Annotated in this window: 13 protein-coding genes; 3 read left to right on the forward strand and 10 right to left on the reverse strand. The window is 70.2% G+C overall.

Annotation, left to right across the window (positions count from 1 at the left end):
- The coding region (locus tag HG543_RS25745) for a hypothetical protein (protein ID WP_246357293.1) at positions 1–567 on the forward strand (567 nt) is incomplete at its 5' end.
- Between the two features lie 4 nt (positions 568–571).
- Here HG543_RS25745 and HG543_RS25750 read toward each other — a convergent pair.
- From HG543_RS25750 to dgt, 7 genes are all read right to left on the reverse strand, one after another.
- Positions 572–1,258, reverse strand: a complete 687-nt coding sequence (locus tag HG543_RS25750) for a hypothetical protein (RefSeq protein WP_169347505.1) — start codon at positions 1,256–1,258, stop codon at positions 572–574.
- Between the two features lie 28 nt (positions 1,259–1,286).
- Positions 1,287–2,474, reverse strand: a complete 1,188-nt coding sequence (locus HG543_RS25755; protein ID WP_169347506.1) for a hypothetical protein — start codon at positions 2,472–2,474, stop codon at positions 1,287–1,289.
- Positions 2,475–2,642: 168 nt separating this feature from the next.
- Positions 2,643–4,016 carry a YncE family protein gene (locus tag HG543_RS25760; protein WP_246357294.1) on the reverse strand — a complete coding sequence of 458 codons (1,374 nt, stop codon included), beginning with the start codon at positions 4,014–4,016 and terminating at the stop codon, positions 2,643–2,645.
- A 302-nt stretch (positions 4,017–4,318) separates the two neighbouring features.
- A complete protein-coding gene (locus HG543_RS25765; protein ID WP_169347507.1) occupies positions 4,319–5,137 on the reverse strand; it encodes an SDR family NAD(P)-dependent oxidoreductase in 819 nt (272 codons plus the stop codon).
- Positions 5,138–5,298: 161 nt separating this feature from the next.
- The gene (locus HG543_RS25770) at positions 5,299–5,892 is read right to left on the reverse strand and encodes a nitroreductase family protein (RefSeq protein WP_169347508.1); all 594 of its coding nucleotides are present in this window, start codon (positions 5,890–5,892) and stop codon (positions 5,299–5,301) included.
- 170 nt (positions 5,893–6,062) lie between these two features.
- Positions 6,063–6,575 carry a YkgJ family cysteine cluster protein gene (locus HG543_RS25775; RefSeq protein ID WP_169347509.1) on the reverse strand — a complete coding sequence of 171 codons (513 nt, stop codon included), beginning with the start codon at positions 6,573–6,575 and terminating at the stop codon, positions 6,063–6,065.
- 7 nt (positions 6,576–6,582) lie between these two features.
- Positions 6,583–8,046 carry a dGTP triphosphohydrolase gene (gene dgt, locus HG543_RS25780; RefSeq protein ID WP_343073435.1) on the reverse strand — a complete coding sequence of 488 codons (1,464 nt, stop codon included), beginning with the start codon at positions 8,044–8,046 and terminating at the stop codon, positions 6,583–6,585.
- Between the two features lie 217 nt (positions 8,047–8,263).
- Between dgt and HG543_RS25785 the strand changes: the two genes are divergently transcribed.
- A complete protein-coding gene (locus tag HG543_RS25785) occupies positions 8,264–8,779 on the forward strand; it encodes an OmpA family protein (RefSeq protein ID WP_169347511.1) in 516 nt (171 codons plus the stop codon).
- Between the two features lie 50 nt (positions 8,780–8,829).
- On the opposite strand, the gene HG543_RS25790 is transcribed toward HG543_RS25785, so the two are convergent.
- Entirely contained in the window at positions 8,830–9,708 is an 879-nt protein-coding gene (locus HG543_RS25790; protein ID WP_169347512.1) for an alpha/beta fold hydrolase, read from the reverse strand.
- A gap of 197 nt (positions 9,709–9,905) precedes the next feature.
- Between HG543_RS25790 and HG543_RS25795 the strand changes: the two genes are divergently transcribed.
- On the forward strand, positions 9,906–10,769 hold the full coding sequence (locus HG543_RS25795; protein WP_246357295.1) for a hypothetical protein: 864 nt from the start codon (positions 9,906–9,908) through the stop codon (positions 10,767–10,769).
- A gap of 99 nt (positions 10,770–10,868) precedes the next feature.
- Here HG543_RS25795 and HG543_RS25800 read toward each other — a convergent pair whose 3' ends face one another.
- Both HG543_RS25800 and HG543_RS25805 read right to left on the reverse strand, forming a co-directional pair.
- Positions 10,869–12,515, reverse strand: a complete 1,647-nt coding sequence (locus HG543_RS25800; RefSeq protein ID WP_169347514.1) for a GMC family oxidoreductase — start codon at positions 12,513–12,515, stop codon at positions 10,869–10,871.
- Positions 12,516–12,689: 174 nt separating this feature from the next.
- Entirely contained in the window at positions 12,690–13,586 is an 897-nt protein-coding gene (locus tag HG543_RS25805; protein ID WP_169347515.1) for a PilZ domain-containing protein, read from the reverse strand.
- Between the last annotated feature and the right edge of the window lie 93 nt (positions 13,587–13,679).

Raw genomic sequence — 13,679 nt, forward strand, 5'->3', positions numbered from 1 at the left:
GCCCGCGCCGAGGCGCCCGCCCCCCAGGCCCCGGAGCCGGCTCCGGTCGCGACGGAGGACGCGGGCGCGCCGGACGCGGGAGCCCTGGCGGGACAGGCCGCGGAGCCCCCGCCGTGCTCCGCGGGCCGGCTGAGCGCGAAGACGCAGATCCAGATTCCGCCCCTGCCTCCGCCGGTGGAGGGCATGCGCCGCCGCATCATCACCGCCGCGGTGAAGTGCGACCTCGCGGCGCTGAGCACGCTGGCCAACGAGAATGGCAAGGGGCTGCGCTTCAGCTTCGGCGACGGCAAGGACCCGGCCGCGTTCTGGAAGCAGGCGGAAGACGCGGGAGAGCCCGTGCTGGCGCGCCTGGTCCAGGTCCTCAACCTCCCCGCCGCGAAGCAGGGAGAACTCTACTTCTGGCCGGCCGTCCACGTGACGAACGCGGAGAAGGACTGGGCGGCCCTCACCGGCATCTACCCGGAGGCACAGCTCCAGGCGATGCGCGAGGGCGGCACGGGCTACCTCGGCCTGCGCGTGGGCATCACCGCCAAGGGCGACTGGCAGCTCGCGGTGTCCGGAGACTGAGGGCTCACAGCGCCGGGGCCGGGGTCCTCCTCAACAGCCGGACGACCGTCAAGCCCAGCAGGACGACGCCGGTGAGCAGATACGCCAGGAAGACCCCGAGGCCGACGAGCACCGGGCCGGTGGCGCCCTCGATGCCCGCGACCTCGTACCAGTAGTGCACGGAGCCCAGCGGCTCGGAGCCGCGGAACACCATCTCCACGTAGCCGTGGACGTCGTTCTTCAGCTCCCGGCTGTGGAAGCCGAACACCGTCCGCTCCTCCCCCTGGGCGGCGTACCGGGCGACGAAGGCGAAGCCCTCCGCGCCCTCGTGGAAGTACGGAACGGGCGAGGACCGCCCGGCGAGGGCCAGCGCGGCGCGGGCCTCACCCTCCGGTACGAGCGGCGCCGCGAGCCAACGCTCCGCTCCGTGCGCCTCCAGGACCCGCCCATACGTGCACTCCGCCGGGTCGGGGCAGTCCTCGAGCTCACGCCGGAGCGCGGCGTCCCGCTCCTCGCGCGGCAGGAGCGTGCCCCCCGGCCCGGTCTGGAAGAGCGACAGCGCCACGGGCCGGGCGTCGGACGGGAGCTCCACGATGGGAGGGTGCCAGAAATAGCCCCAGTAGAGCCTGCTGGTGAGCAGCCCCAGGCAGACTCCGAACGCCAACGGGACCAGCAGCCACGCCGCGATGCGCCTTCTCTTCGTCGCGTTCACGAGACCCTCCTGCGAGGAAACGACAGGACTACTGACAGCCGATGCGCCCGGTGCGGCTCACCACGACGTTGTCGTAGAACGTCTCGGAACCCGACGGCCCCTGCGGGTGGACGAAGCCGTAGCCCACGGAGAAGTGGTTGAAGGCCCGCATGCCGACGTTCTGGAACTCATGGGCCAGGGTGCCGTCCCGATAGACGCGCGTGGTGCCATGCGTGCTCGCCGGAGTGGCGCGGCGGACCTCCCACTCCAAGCACACCCAGCGGCCCGCCGCCATGCCCACGGTGATGGGCTCCGGCTGACGCTGCCAGCCCGTCCCCGCGCGTAGGGACCAGTCATCCAGCGCGAAGCCCGAGTCCGAAATCAGCTGCACCTCGATACCGCCGAAGTCTTCCTGCCTCAGGTTGGCGAGGACGAAGACCGTCCCCAGTTGCTGCGGGACAGCGGGCAGCGAGCGCATGAACACGTGCGCCCGGATGAAGAGCTGCGTCTCGAAGGGCGGAAGGGGCTTCTCCCATTGCGCGATGGCCCGGGGGAACTCCGGCCCCTCGTGGATTCCGTCCCTGGTGACGACGTGCAGCCGGCTGTTCTCCACCTCGATGAGGGCGTTCTCCGAGTGAGGCACCCAGCCATTGAGGCCGTTGTCGAACGACTCGCAGATGAGGGCGTTGGCCGGACACGTCCCGCTGGGACTCGGCCCCGGGTCCGTCCCCGCGTCGGTGCCCGCGTCCGGGTCGCCACCGGTGCCGCCGTCCGAACCCGCGTCCACGTCGGCGCCCGCGTCCGGCCCTCCACCGGTGCCCGCATCCTCGTCAGGGCCCGCGTCCGTGTCGGAACCCGCGTCCCGCGCTCCCGCGTCCGCGGAAGGGCCCGCGTCCGTGCCGCCCCCCGGGCCCGCATCCACATCCGCACCCGCGTCCGGCTCGCCACCGGAGCCCGCGTCCGCTCCCGCATCCTGGCCAGAACCCGCGTCCGTATCGCCGCTGGTGCCCGCATCCGTCCCCGCGTCGACCGAGGTGCCCGCATCCGTCCCCGCGTCGGCCGAGGTGCCCGCGTCCGTGCCGGCGTCCTCCGAGGTGCCCGAATCCGTCGGGCCCCTCGTGCCCGCGTCCACGAAGGTTCCCGCGTCCTCACCGTCGCCGTCGTCCCCCGAGCACGCGGGCAATCCACCCAACGCGACCATCGCAAGGGACAGCACCCACCACTGTTCGAAGCGCATGAAGTCCTTCCAGACCCGAAGCCCGTGAGGCCGGGCAGCCACGAGGGTTGGCCTCAATTCCTATCACCCGCCCCTGTCGCGGGTCAGCTCACTCCCAGAATACACAAATGCGCGGAAGGGAAAGCACCTCCCCTTCCGCGCCTCCGTGATGACTTCCCGTGCTCGCGACTACGGGTTCAGGATGCGAACCTCGAAGCCGCCGGACCCGACCGAGGTCAGGAGCACGATCTTGCCGCCGTGCGAGAAGATCCGCAGGGCCGTGCCCGGGTAGTACGCGGCCGAGAGGATGTCGAACCGGCTGTTCAGCACGCGCAGCTGCGTCGTCCCGCCCACGGTGTCGATGATGTACATCCGGTCACCGTGGAACGCGACGTCCACGAACTGCAGGCCGATGCTCGAGCGGTAAGTGAGGTCGCTGGTGTTGAACAGCAGGCCGCTGCCCAGGATGAAGGCGGAGCCATCCGGCAGGAGCCGCAGGGGCGAGCTCAGGTTGTAGCTGCCGTGGTAGGGCGACTCGAGCTCGTTTCCAATCCTGCCCGCCGTCATGTCCACCGGCACCCGGTGCACGTCCGAAGGCGAGACACCCACGTCGACGTAGTAGACGCTGTTGTCCAGCGGCGAGAAGGTCAGGTTGCCCGCCGAGAAGCGCCAATCCACCGCGTGGACCCGCGCGCCCGTGGACCGCTGGTAGAGGGCCTGCGTGCTCCACGCGCCCGAGCCGTCGACGGTGAACAGGTAGTTGCCCGCCACCACCATCTCGGACACGTAAGCCGGCGCCGCGGCGAAGAAGCGACCGCTGCCACCCGCCTGGGAGTCGAAGATGTCGATGCGCCCGCCGGTGTAGGCCACGTACGAGGCCGTCCCGTCCGGCGACACCGCCATGGCCGTCACGTCACCCGTGCCGACGAGGGCCGGCAGGAAGGCGCGAGCCTCCAGGTCGAGGCGGCGGATGCGGTCCGAGTCGGTATCCATGAAGTGGATGACGCCGTTGTCGGCCAGCGTCGCTTCCTGGAAGCTGAAGTTGAAGTCAGCCCCGCCCAGGACGATGCCGCCGTCGGGGTCCGTGCCAGCGTCGGTGCCCGCGTCGGGCTGCGGCTCACCCGACTCGAGCACGCCGATGATGTCGATGGCGCCCGTGGTGGAGCCCGGGCAGTTCGTCGTGTTGCGACGCAGGGCGAGACGGGCCGCCGTCACCTGGCCCGCCGCCACGTCCACCTTCACGCTCCCCGCGTACACCTCCAGCCCCAGGGCGTTGAACGCGAACACGCTGACCGTCCGGCTCACACCCGCCGGAACGGAGTTGATACGCCCCTGGATGGACGTACCCGTGACGTCGAGCGGCACCGGGCCGATGACGCCGATGTCGTCGGCCTGGACGGTGGCCTGCGCCGTCACGACGCCGCACACGTCACCCGCCAGGGAAATCTCCATCCGGATGGACTCGCTTCCACCCTCGCCCACCGGAGGCAATCCATTACCACCACAGGCACTCAGCAGGACACACATCACCCAGAACAGGCCCGTATTGCGCAGCATCTTCATGGTCTTCCCCCCTCGTTTCGGTTGATGTCCGCTCACCGGCCGGAGCGGCACCCTTCCAGCCCACGGCATGGGAACCGGAGCACGGTGGCGAATCCTAGACACGCGCCGAGGTGCCACTTCAAGCAAACTCGTGCGCAATGTTCAGGAGAGATGGGTGTCATTGGCACCCCGCCTGATGAACTGGAATTCCTCGCATTGACGTGAGCGTGAGAAAAGCCTGACACGCCCCGCCGTACGATTTCCACACCTGCCGGGCTCGGCCCCGTCGCCATTCGCGGCCAGGAGCCCGGCGGTGCGTGTCCTCAGCCCTGCGCGGGCTTGGTGATGCCCAGCGAGTCCGCGTAGCTGTGGAGCCCGCGGATGTGGTTGCCACCGTCGACGATGAGCGTGTCTCCGGTCACCCACGACGCGAGGTCGCTGCAGAGGAAGGACACCACCTTCGCCACGTCCTCCGGCTCGCCATGGCCCTTACCGAGCGGCGTGCGGGCAATGAACTCCTGGAGCATGGTGCCCTGCATCAGTCCGGCCATCTCGGCCAGCGGGGTGCGGATGGCGCCCGGGGCCACGACATTCACGCGGATGCCGTACCGCCCCAGCTCGGAGGCCGCGACCTTCGACAGGTTCGCGAGCCCCGCCTTGGAGGCGCAGTAGTGGCCGAGCCCATCCGTCGCGCACATCTGATTGATGGAGGTGATGTTGACGATGGAGCCCGGCAGCTTCGCGGCGACGAGCGCCTTCGCCACCGCCTGGGTGAACAGGAAGGGCCCCTTGAGGTTGATGTCCATGACCATGTCGAAGTCGGCCTCCGGCATGTCGATGAGCGGCGCGAGGGTGGCCGTGCCGGCGTTGTTCACCAGGATGCCCGGGATGCCGAACTCACGCGTGGCCACCTCGACCGCGCGCGCCACGTCCTCCGAGCGGACCACGTCGCCCGTGAAGGCCACGGCGCGCGTGCGCCCCTCCATCACCCGGTTGAGCTCCGCGGCGGCCGTCTCCACCTTCTCCTTCGTCCGTCCGAAGAGGAGGACGTTGGCGCCGTCCTGCATGAGTCGCGCGGCGATTCCCAGCCCGATGCCCTGCCCCGCTCCCGTCACGATGGCGCTGCTCGATACCAGTTTCATGATGTCTGTGACTCCTGTCATCCGGCCCCTTTTGTGACTCTATGCGCGCGACGTGCGGGGTCCCAAGCCATGTCCCGGAGATACACACGCGCGGGTCGGGCTCGATGCACCAGGAAGGAGATTTCGCGGAACATCAAAACCGCGATGCACTCCGCGCTGCCTCAACGCTGGCGTCCGAGCAAGACGGCTCCCGTCGCGACAGCGTCTCTCGGCAGTCCGATGGCCTGGATGACCTCCCGTCCGAGGATGTCGAGCGGACAGAACGCGAGGCCGAAGGCGGTCGCGGCCAGGAACAGCGTCTGCGACAAGGCGCCCGAGTCGCGCCACAGCAATGAAGCCGGGTCTTCGTACGCCGCCGTGACGCGGGCTTCGTGACCGATGAAGACGAGCGCGGTGCCCTGGGCCTCGGGAAGCATGTCGGCGCAGGCCCGCGCGAAGTTCCGCAGCGGCTCGACGTTGGAGACCGCCAGCAGTTCGAGCCGATGCGACAGTGCGTCGTAGCGCATGACGCGAGGATGGCCGCGCCAGTCCACGAGCACGGTCTCTATCGGGTGGAACGCCCCCGCGGTGGGACCAGGCCTTCGCGATCGCAGGAACACATCCCCCTCGAGCCTGCCGCGCGGGGCGGTGGCATAGGCCAGCATGTTGATGAGCTGCCGGAGGGGCGCCCGCCGCATCCGGCGCCGCGAGCGCCTCGCCTCCAGGACGGCGGCGAAGGTCTCCGGCGGCGGTGGCACCACGACGGGGCAGCTCACCGAGGCACGGATGGGCCAGACGAGCGGAACCAGATTCCCAACGGGCGACCTGGAACGCGGGGCCTTGTCAGTAGGGGTCGACACCGGGCTCCACCAGGGGTTCGTATCCCCTGACACGGTGGCTCACGCAGGAGGAGCCGGCCATACCACCCGGGAGGTACCTGGGCGGCTCAGGGATGCGCCGCGAACCACTCGAACAGCGAAGACGTGGGCCCACCGAGTGAGGCCACTGTCTCCTCCAGCGAGTCCTGGTTGGCCCAGACAATGTCCCCGTCTCCGTGCTTCGCGAGCAGGTCGGAGATGAACTGGCACCAGCGCCCCCCGTCGCGCGCGGCGGCGAAGCCGTAGGAGCGGCACGCCAGCGGTCGATGCGCATACACCCGGCACGCCCCCGACTCGCGGTCCAGGAACGGGCACGTGTACGGACGCGACCGCTCCATCTCCGCCACCCGCGTGCGCACCTCCGCTCGCACTTCCGCCGGCAGCCGCTGGAAGCCCTCCCAGAGGTAGCGCCATTCCAGCTCCGTCAGCGGCAGCGGCGCGGACAGGTGGCGGCAGCAGTGGTCGCACCCCCGGCGGCACGGCCACCAGGCATGGGCGCCGGAGATGTCCGCCGCCCGGGCTTCGACCCGCTGGTACAGCGCCTCCAACGCCTGCCGCTGTGCTTCGGAGATGGGTTCCATGGACGACCTACGTCGGCAGCTTGATGCCGGACAGGCGCTGGAACAACTCCACCGCGAAGCCGTCCGTCATCCCCGAGATGTAGTCCGTCACGCACAACAGGCGCTGGTACTTCGACAGCCGCTCGATGGCCGCGTCCCGCTCGGGCGGCTTCTTCTGGTCCAGCTCCGCGAACTCCGGCCGCTGGAAGGACTCCATGGGCAGCAGTTGCCGCAGCTTCCGCTCCTCGCGGTTCGGCCTGTCCGTCACCACCGCCAACGCGAACATGTCCAGCAGGCCGCCGAGCGTCTTGAAGCCCGCGCTTTCAATCTGGAGCACCCGCTCGCTCTCGTAGCCCTTGCGCCGGGTGATGCTCTTGATGCGCTCCAGCTGCTCGCGCACGTCCGGGTGCGCCGACACCAGCGGCGTCTCCCACGCCCCCTGCTCCATCTCCTCGGCGTGCTCCAGGAACACCTTCACGCACGCCGGAATCAGCATGCCGATGGCCCGCGCCCGCGCCTGCGCCATGCGCGTCTCCAGGTGCGCCGGAGGCGGCCGCGGCTCCTTGCCGGGCGTGGGCTGTGGCGGCAGCACGCCCTCCAGCAGCTTGCACGCCTCCTCCATCGGAATCAGCCCCAGCTTCGCCGAGTCCTCCAGGTCGATGACCGCGTAGCAGATGTCGTCCGCCGCCTCGACGAGGAACGCCAGCGGGTGCCGGGAGAACACGCCGGGCTCGCGCTCCTTCAGCCCCAGCGCCCGGAAGGCCTCCACCGCCAGCTTCGCGTCGTCCTGGAAGTAACCGAACTTCTTCTCCGACACGCGCCCCTTCACCGGCGTGCGCCCGTCGGGCAGCACCGAGGGCCGTGGGTACTTGCTCATCGCCCCGAGCGTCGCCGCCGTGTAGCGCAGCCCGCCCCACCGCTCGCGCGACTGGAGCCGGGTGAGGATGCGCAGGCCCTGCGCGTTGCCCTCGAAGCTCTGCAGGTCCTTCCACTCGGACGCATTCCGGAAGGGGCTCTCGGGTTCCGAGTCAGACGAACGCCACCGCTGCTCCACCCAGTGCTGGATGGCCGCCTCGCCCGAGTGCCCGAAGGGCGGATTGCCGATGTCATGCGCCAGGCACGCCGCCGCGACGATGGTGCCCAGGTGCGAGGGCTCCACCTCCACACCCTGGTCTCTCACCAGATGCCGCCCCGCGAGCTGCCCCAGCGAGCGCCCCACGCACGAGGCCTCGATGCTGTGGGTCAGCCGCGTGCGCGTGTAGTCGCTCGTCGACAGCGGGAACACCTGCGTCTTGTCATGCAGGCAGCGGAACTCGCTGGAGAAGACGATGCGGTCATAGTCCCGGTCATAGTCGGTGCGCTCGTCCGGGAGGATGCGCTCGTCCGGCGGTGGCACGGCCTTCTCCCCCGCGCCCTCCTTCGGCGCCGGTGAGCCCACCCGGTGGGGCGACAGGAGCTGCCGCCATCTCTCCGTTCGACTGTTGCTGCCCACGCCTGCCTCACTATCCGAAGGAACCCGACCGCCCATGGTGCTCCGCCCGCCGGCCGAGGCAAGTTTTCCCGGGCGGCCGGGCGACAACCCGCGCCCGGCGTGCGAGCGGACGGGCCCCGCGCCCCCCGCTCCAGGGACTTCTCCGTGCTGGACGTGGCGCTTCCCACTGGGCAGCCTTGTGCCCCGTTCCACCCTGACGCACAGGAGTTCCCACCACATGAAGCTCAAGGCGCTGTGCCTCGCCGTGTCGCTGCTGGCCCTCCCGGGAGTGGCCTCCGCGCAGAGCATGCTGGATTCCATCAAGAAGTCGGCCGGTGACGCCGGCAAGGGCGCCGTCGAGAAGCGCGTCAACACCAAGCTGATGGACGAGGGCCGCAAGAATCAGTGCAGCTTCAAGACGGGCACCGCCGAGCTGGAGCCCGGCTGCGACGCGAAGCTGAAGAAGCTCACCAACGCCCTCATCGACGCCAAGAAGCAGCTCGATGCCGCCGGCGTGAAGTCCTACAAGTTCGAGGTCTCCGGCCACACCGACTCGACCGGTGACGCGGCCAAGAACAAGAAGCTCAGCGAGCAGCGCGCGGAGACCATCGTCAAGGAGCTGGTGTCGCGCGGCATCTCCCGAGGCGAAATCAACGCCGTGGGCTTCGGCTCCGAGAAGCCCCTCGTGAAGCCGGACGACACGGCGGCCAAGAAGGCGAAGAACCGCCGCTACGAGCTGCAGGTCCGTCTGTAATCGGTGACGGGGCTCGCGGCACGCACCGCGAGCCCCCTCCCGCGCCGGCTTCAGCCTCCGAGCCGCTGGCGCAGCGAGGCCAGGATGTCCTCCGCGTGGGTCCACAGCAGCGCCCCTCCGGCCTCCGGGAGCAGGTGCCTGCGCGCGGTGGGGATGCGGCCGGCCAGCACGGCCCCGTGGTCCGGCGAGTGGACGGTGCTGGTGTCGTGCCCGCCGTACCAGAGGTCCACTGGAACCTGGATGCTGGCGACGTCGAAGGGCCAGCGGCCCATCGCCAGGATGAGGTCGTGCGCGTATCCCTGGGAGCCCTGAGAGAAGCCCTCCTGGAGCGCCTGCTTGAAGGCGGTCTCGAACACCGGCGCGGTGTAGACGGCGAGGTCGATGGCGGAGCTCGTCCCGGTGATGAGCTTCCACAACAGGTCGGCGTTGGCCATGCCCGCGAAGGACGCCTCGAAGCCCGCGGGGTCCTGGGCGATGGCTCGCAGCATTCCGGCGACGTCGGGGTGCAGCAGGCCGGCGAGCGCGGGGTGGTTGAGGTCGTCCTGCCCCGACACCACCGCCACCGCCTTCGGGAGCCCCGCCGCGGCGCACGCCAGCGCGAAGGGCGCGCCCATGGAGAATCCCACGACGCCGAAGTCGCGCAGCGCCAGCGCGGAGGCGAGGTTCCGGATGTCCTCCGCATGGTCGTTCAGCGTCCGCGTTGGAGACGGACTGGAGGTGCCCAGCCCCGGACGGTCCACCGAGATGAGCCGCACGCCGAGCTTTTCGAGGACGTCCGCGCCGAAGCCCAGCGAGCGCCCCATGGCCGCGCCGGAGAAGTACAGGACCGGGGTCCCCTCCTCCGGGCCCCACTGCGCCCACCCGAGCATCCGCCCATCGGGCAGTCGTGTCGTCCCAAGCCGCGAAGGTTCCCTGAGTCCTTGGTCCATGGAGGTCATCGTAGCGGCCGTGACGATTCAGGCCCCGGAAGCCTGACATGAAAAATCGGGCACGGTGGGCACCACGAGCTGGGGGCTCGGCGCCAAGAAAATGAGAACACTACAGAGGCAGGCGTGGCCGCACGCCCCGTGATATCAGCCGCGCAATGACGCCTCCCGGGACGCAGGCTGAATCACCGCGATGGTCGATGCTGTTCGCGCTGTTGCCGCTTCCCGCCATCCTCCTGGGCGCATACGTCACCTCCCGGTCGGGCACGTCCGCCAAGGCCTTCGCCGTCAACGGCGCAGCGGTGGTGCTGGGGACCGCGATGACCGTCGCGGTGGGCCGCCTCTCCGACGCGACGCTCCGGCGCGTCTCCGTCGTCGCGGTGCTGCTCACCGCCTCGACGCTGCTCTTCACGGGACTCGACGGCGTTCGTCGCTGGATGGAGCTGGGGCCGGTCCGCCTGCACGCGTCCTCCGTGTTCGCGCCGTGGGTGCTCGTGGCCATCAGCGCCAGCCTGCACAGGCGCTTCGCGCTCTCCGTCGTCCTCGCCCTGGCGATGTCCGCCATCCATGTGGCCCAGCCAGACGCGGGCCAGGGCACCGCCTTCGCGCTGGCGGCGGTCACCCTCCTGGCCCGTGCCCGCTCCATTCCCTGGCCACGACGCGCGCTCGGCTGCGCGGGAGTCCTGGCCCTCGGCCTTGCCGCCTGGTTCCGGGTGGATCCGCTCCATGCGGTTCCCCATGTCGAGCGCATCGTGCACCTGGCCGCGGCGCAGGGGCCCGTGCTCGGCGCGCTCGCCGTGCTGAGCCTCGCGCTCCTGTTCGTCCCCTCCGTGTGGACCGCCACCCGGGCGCCCACCTCGGATGCTCCGGGAGCGATGCTCTCCGTCAGCCTCGCGGTCTACCTCGCGGTGACGGTGCTCGTGACGGAGCTCGGCAACTTCCCGGTGCCGGTGCTGGGCGCCGGGGCGGGAGCCGTCCTCGGGTGGTACGCCATGACGGGAATGCTCGTGGCCTCCTGGCGACACTCCAGCCACCGTGAAGCGTCCCACCTGGGAGCCACATAGCGCCGCGCCGCCGCACTGGCGGGAGGCCGCGCATCGCGAGCGCCCGCACTCGCGGGCATCCAGGACGCGGCGTCCCCTGGCGCCCACGCTCGTGAGTTCTCAGCTCACCGCGGCCACGGCCCCCGCGGTCCTCGCCACGGGCTCCACCACCGCGTCGGTGTCGCCTCGCGGCAGCTCCTTCGCGGCGGGGATGAAGGTCATGGCGCGCTCGGCCAGGGCCGTAATCGTGAGCGACGGGTTGACGCCCGGGTTCGCGGAGATGGCCGAGCCATCCACGACGTAGAGCCCGTCGTACCCGAAGACGCGGTGACGCGAGTCGATGACGCCCGTCTGGGGCGAGTCCCCCATGCAGCAGCCGCCCAGGATGTGCGCGGTGGTGGGGATGCCCAGCAGCGTCTCGCTGACCATCGTCATCGGGTAGCCGTCCAGCTTGTCGGAGACGCGCTTCGCCAGGTCGAACGCCTCCGGCATGTTGGAGGTGGGCGCCGGGCCTTCCTGCAGGCCCGTCAGCATCCCCTTGCGCAGCGCCGTCGTCACCCCGCGCCCGCGCTTCATGCGCAGGTGGCCCTCCAGCGTGCGCATGTAGAGGAGAATCATCGTCCGCTGCGCGAAGTCCGGGACGAACCAGGGCTTGAGGAAGCGCACCGGGTGACGCGCCAGCATGCCGAACAGCCGTGCCAGCCGCGCGAACATCGTCGCTCCCGACACCTGCGGCGCCATCAGCAGCCGGAAGAAGCCCGAGCCCGCCGAGTAGCGCACCGGCTCCAGGTGCGAGTTCGCGTCGGTGTGGAGGATGGAGCCGATGGCGATGCCCTTCGACAGGTCCGGCTCCTTGCGCCCGCTGACGACGCCGATGAGCGCCTCCGAGTTGGTGCGCAAGCCATCCCCCAGCCGCTCGGACAGCCGGGGCAGTCCATCCGGGTGCTCCTTCAGCTTCAACAGCAGGTCCAGCGTGCCCAGCACGCCTCCAGCGAAGATGACGTTGCGCGCGGTGAAGCGCAGCTTCTCGCGGAAGAAGCGCCGGGCGCCCCGCAGCGCCTCGACCTCGTAGCCGCCCTCCGGCAGCGGGCGCACCCACGTGACTTCCGTGTCCGCGTGCAGCGTGAGGCCGCGCCGCTCCGCCAGGTACAGGTAGTTCTTGTCCAGCGTGTTCTTGGCGTTGTTCCGGCAGCCCAGCATGCAGCCACCACACGAGTTGCAGCCGGTGCGGTCCGGCCCCTCGCCGCCGAAGTACGGGTCCTTCACCGTGACGCCGGGCTCGCCGAAGTAGACGGCCACGGTGGTGGACTGGAAGTCGGTGCGGCCGATGTCCTCGCCCACCTCCTTGAGCACCTTGTCCGGGAAGGTGCTCAGCGGGTTGACGGTGGCCCCGAGCATCCGCCTCGCGGTGGCGTAGTGCGGCGCCAGCTCGTCCTTCCAGGCCGCGAGGTGTCCCCAGGACTCGGACTGGAAGAAGTCATCCTTCGGGATGGGCAGCGTGTTGGCGTAGACGAGCGAGCCGCCCCCCACGCCCACGCCGGACATCACCGTGACGTGGCGGAAGAAGGTCATCTTGAACAGGCCCCGCCAGCCGAGCTGCGGCATCCACAGCCAGCGCTTCAGGTCCCAGTTCGTCTTGGGGAAGTCCGGCCCCCGCAGGCGCCGGCCCTTCTCCAGCATCACCACGCGATAGCCCTTCTCCGTCAGACGCAGCGCGCTGACGCTCCCTCCAAACCCCGAGCCGATGATGAGCCAGTCGCAGTCCATGGCCGTCCGCCTTCCCATAACGGGGCCGCGAGCACAGGACACATCGCTGCGGGCGGCCCCACGGGCGATTCCACTCTATGCCAGAGCCCGGGCCCGCCCGGGGTGAGGAAAGCGGCGGCCTGCCTGCCCGGGGGGCCGCCACCCGGCCAGCGGGCCCCGGTCCGACTCGCGGCCTCAGCGCGGCGCGGCGGTCTCCAGCAGCTTCGTCACCACCTGGTGCACCGAGGCGGCGTTGGCCGGGTGCTTCACGTACGCGGCGGGGTTGAGGTTGGTCAGCCGGCCCACCAGCGAGTCCGGGCCACTGACGTTCACCATGACGATGCGCACGCCCGGGCGACCCGCGGCCCGGAGCACGTCGAGCGCCGTGCCCGTGTCGACGACGATGATGGACACCGGCTTGTCCGTCTCCGAGGTGATGCGCAGCCCCTGCTGGCTGAACAGCTCCGCGACGAGCGCCATCAGCCGCGCGTCCAGCAGCCGCACCAGGATGAGGGGCCGCGTGTCCACCTCCTGCGCCTGGGCGGCCTGGGGCGCGGGCGCCTTGCCCAGCTCGCGCACGTCCGTCTTCAGCAGCGTGACGACATCCGATTTCAGCACGCTGCGCACGCGCTTGAGCAGCGACGCGTCCGCCGCGAGCAGGTCCTTCAGCCGGCGCTCACCCTCGGGCGGAAGCTGGGTGAAGGCCACGCCCATCTCGTCCTCGCGGGCCCACGCCACCTGCCCCTGCGCGAGCAGCGGCTGGGGCGCGTCCGGCAGCTTGATGCGCAGCTCCAGGATGCTGCCCTGGGGCAGCACGCGCGACGTCTTGATGGCCAGACCGCCCGCGCCGATGTTCTTGCTGTAGGCGCGCACCACGTCCTCCTGCGTGGCGAACGACAGCTCCAGCACCGCGTCCGCCCGCGCCGGACGGGCGGGCATTCCGCTGCCCTCCGGAGGCAGCGCGCCCAGCTCGAGCAGCACGTCCCGCAGCAGCTCCAGGCGCTGCTCCTGCTCCGGCGTCAGTGGCTGTGACTTCCGCCGCTCATGAATGGCGTTGTACTCGTCCAGCACATTCCCGTGAGGTCTTCCCATTCAACGTCCCCCGATGCCGCGCGCCAGGACTCTACCGCTCCCCAGCACCTGCATGGAGACGGTCTCGAAAGACCCTTGTGAAGTACGGGGAAC

Origin of the sequence: Pyxidicoccus fallax, from assembly GCF_012933655.1 — a bacterium.
GTDB lineage: Bacteria > Myxococcota > Myxococcia > Myxococcales > Myxococcaceae > Myxococcus > Myxococcus fallax.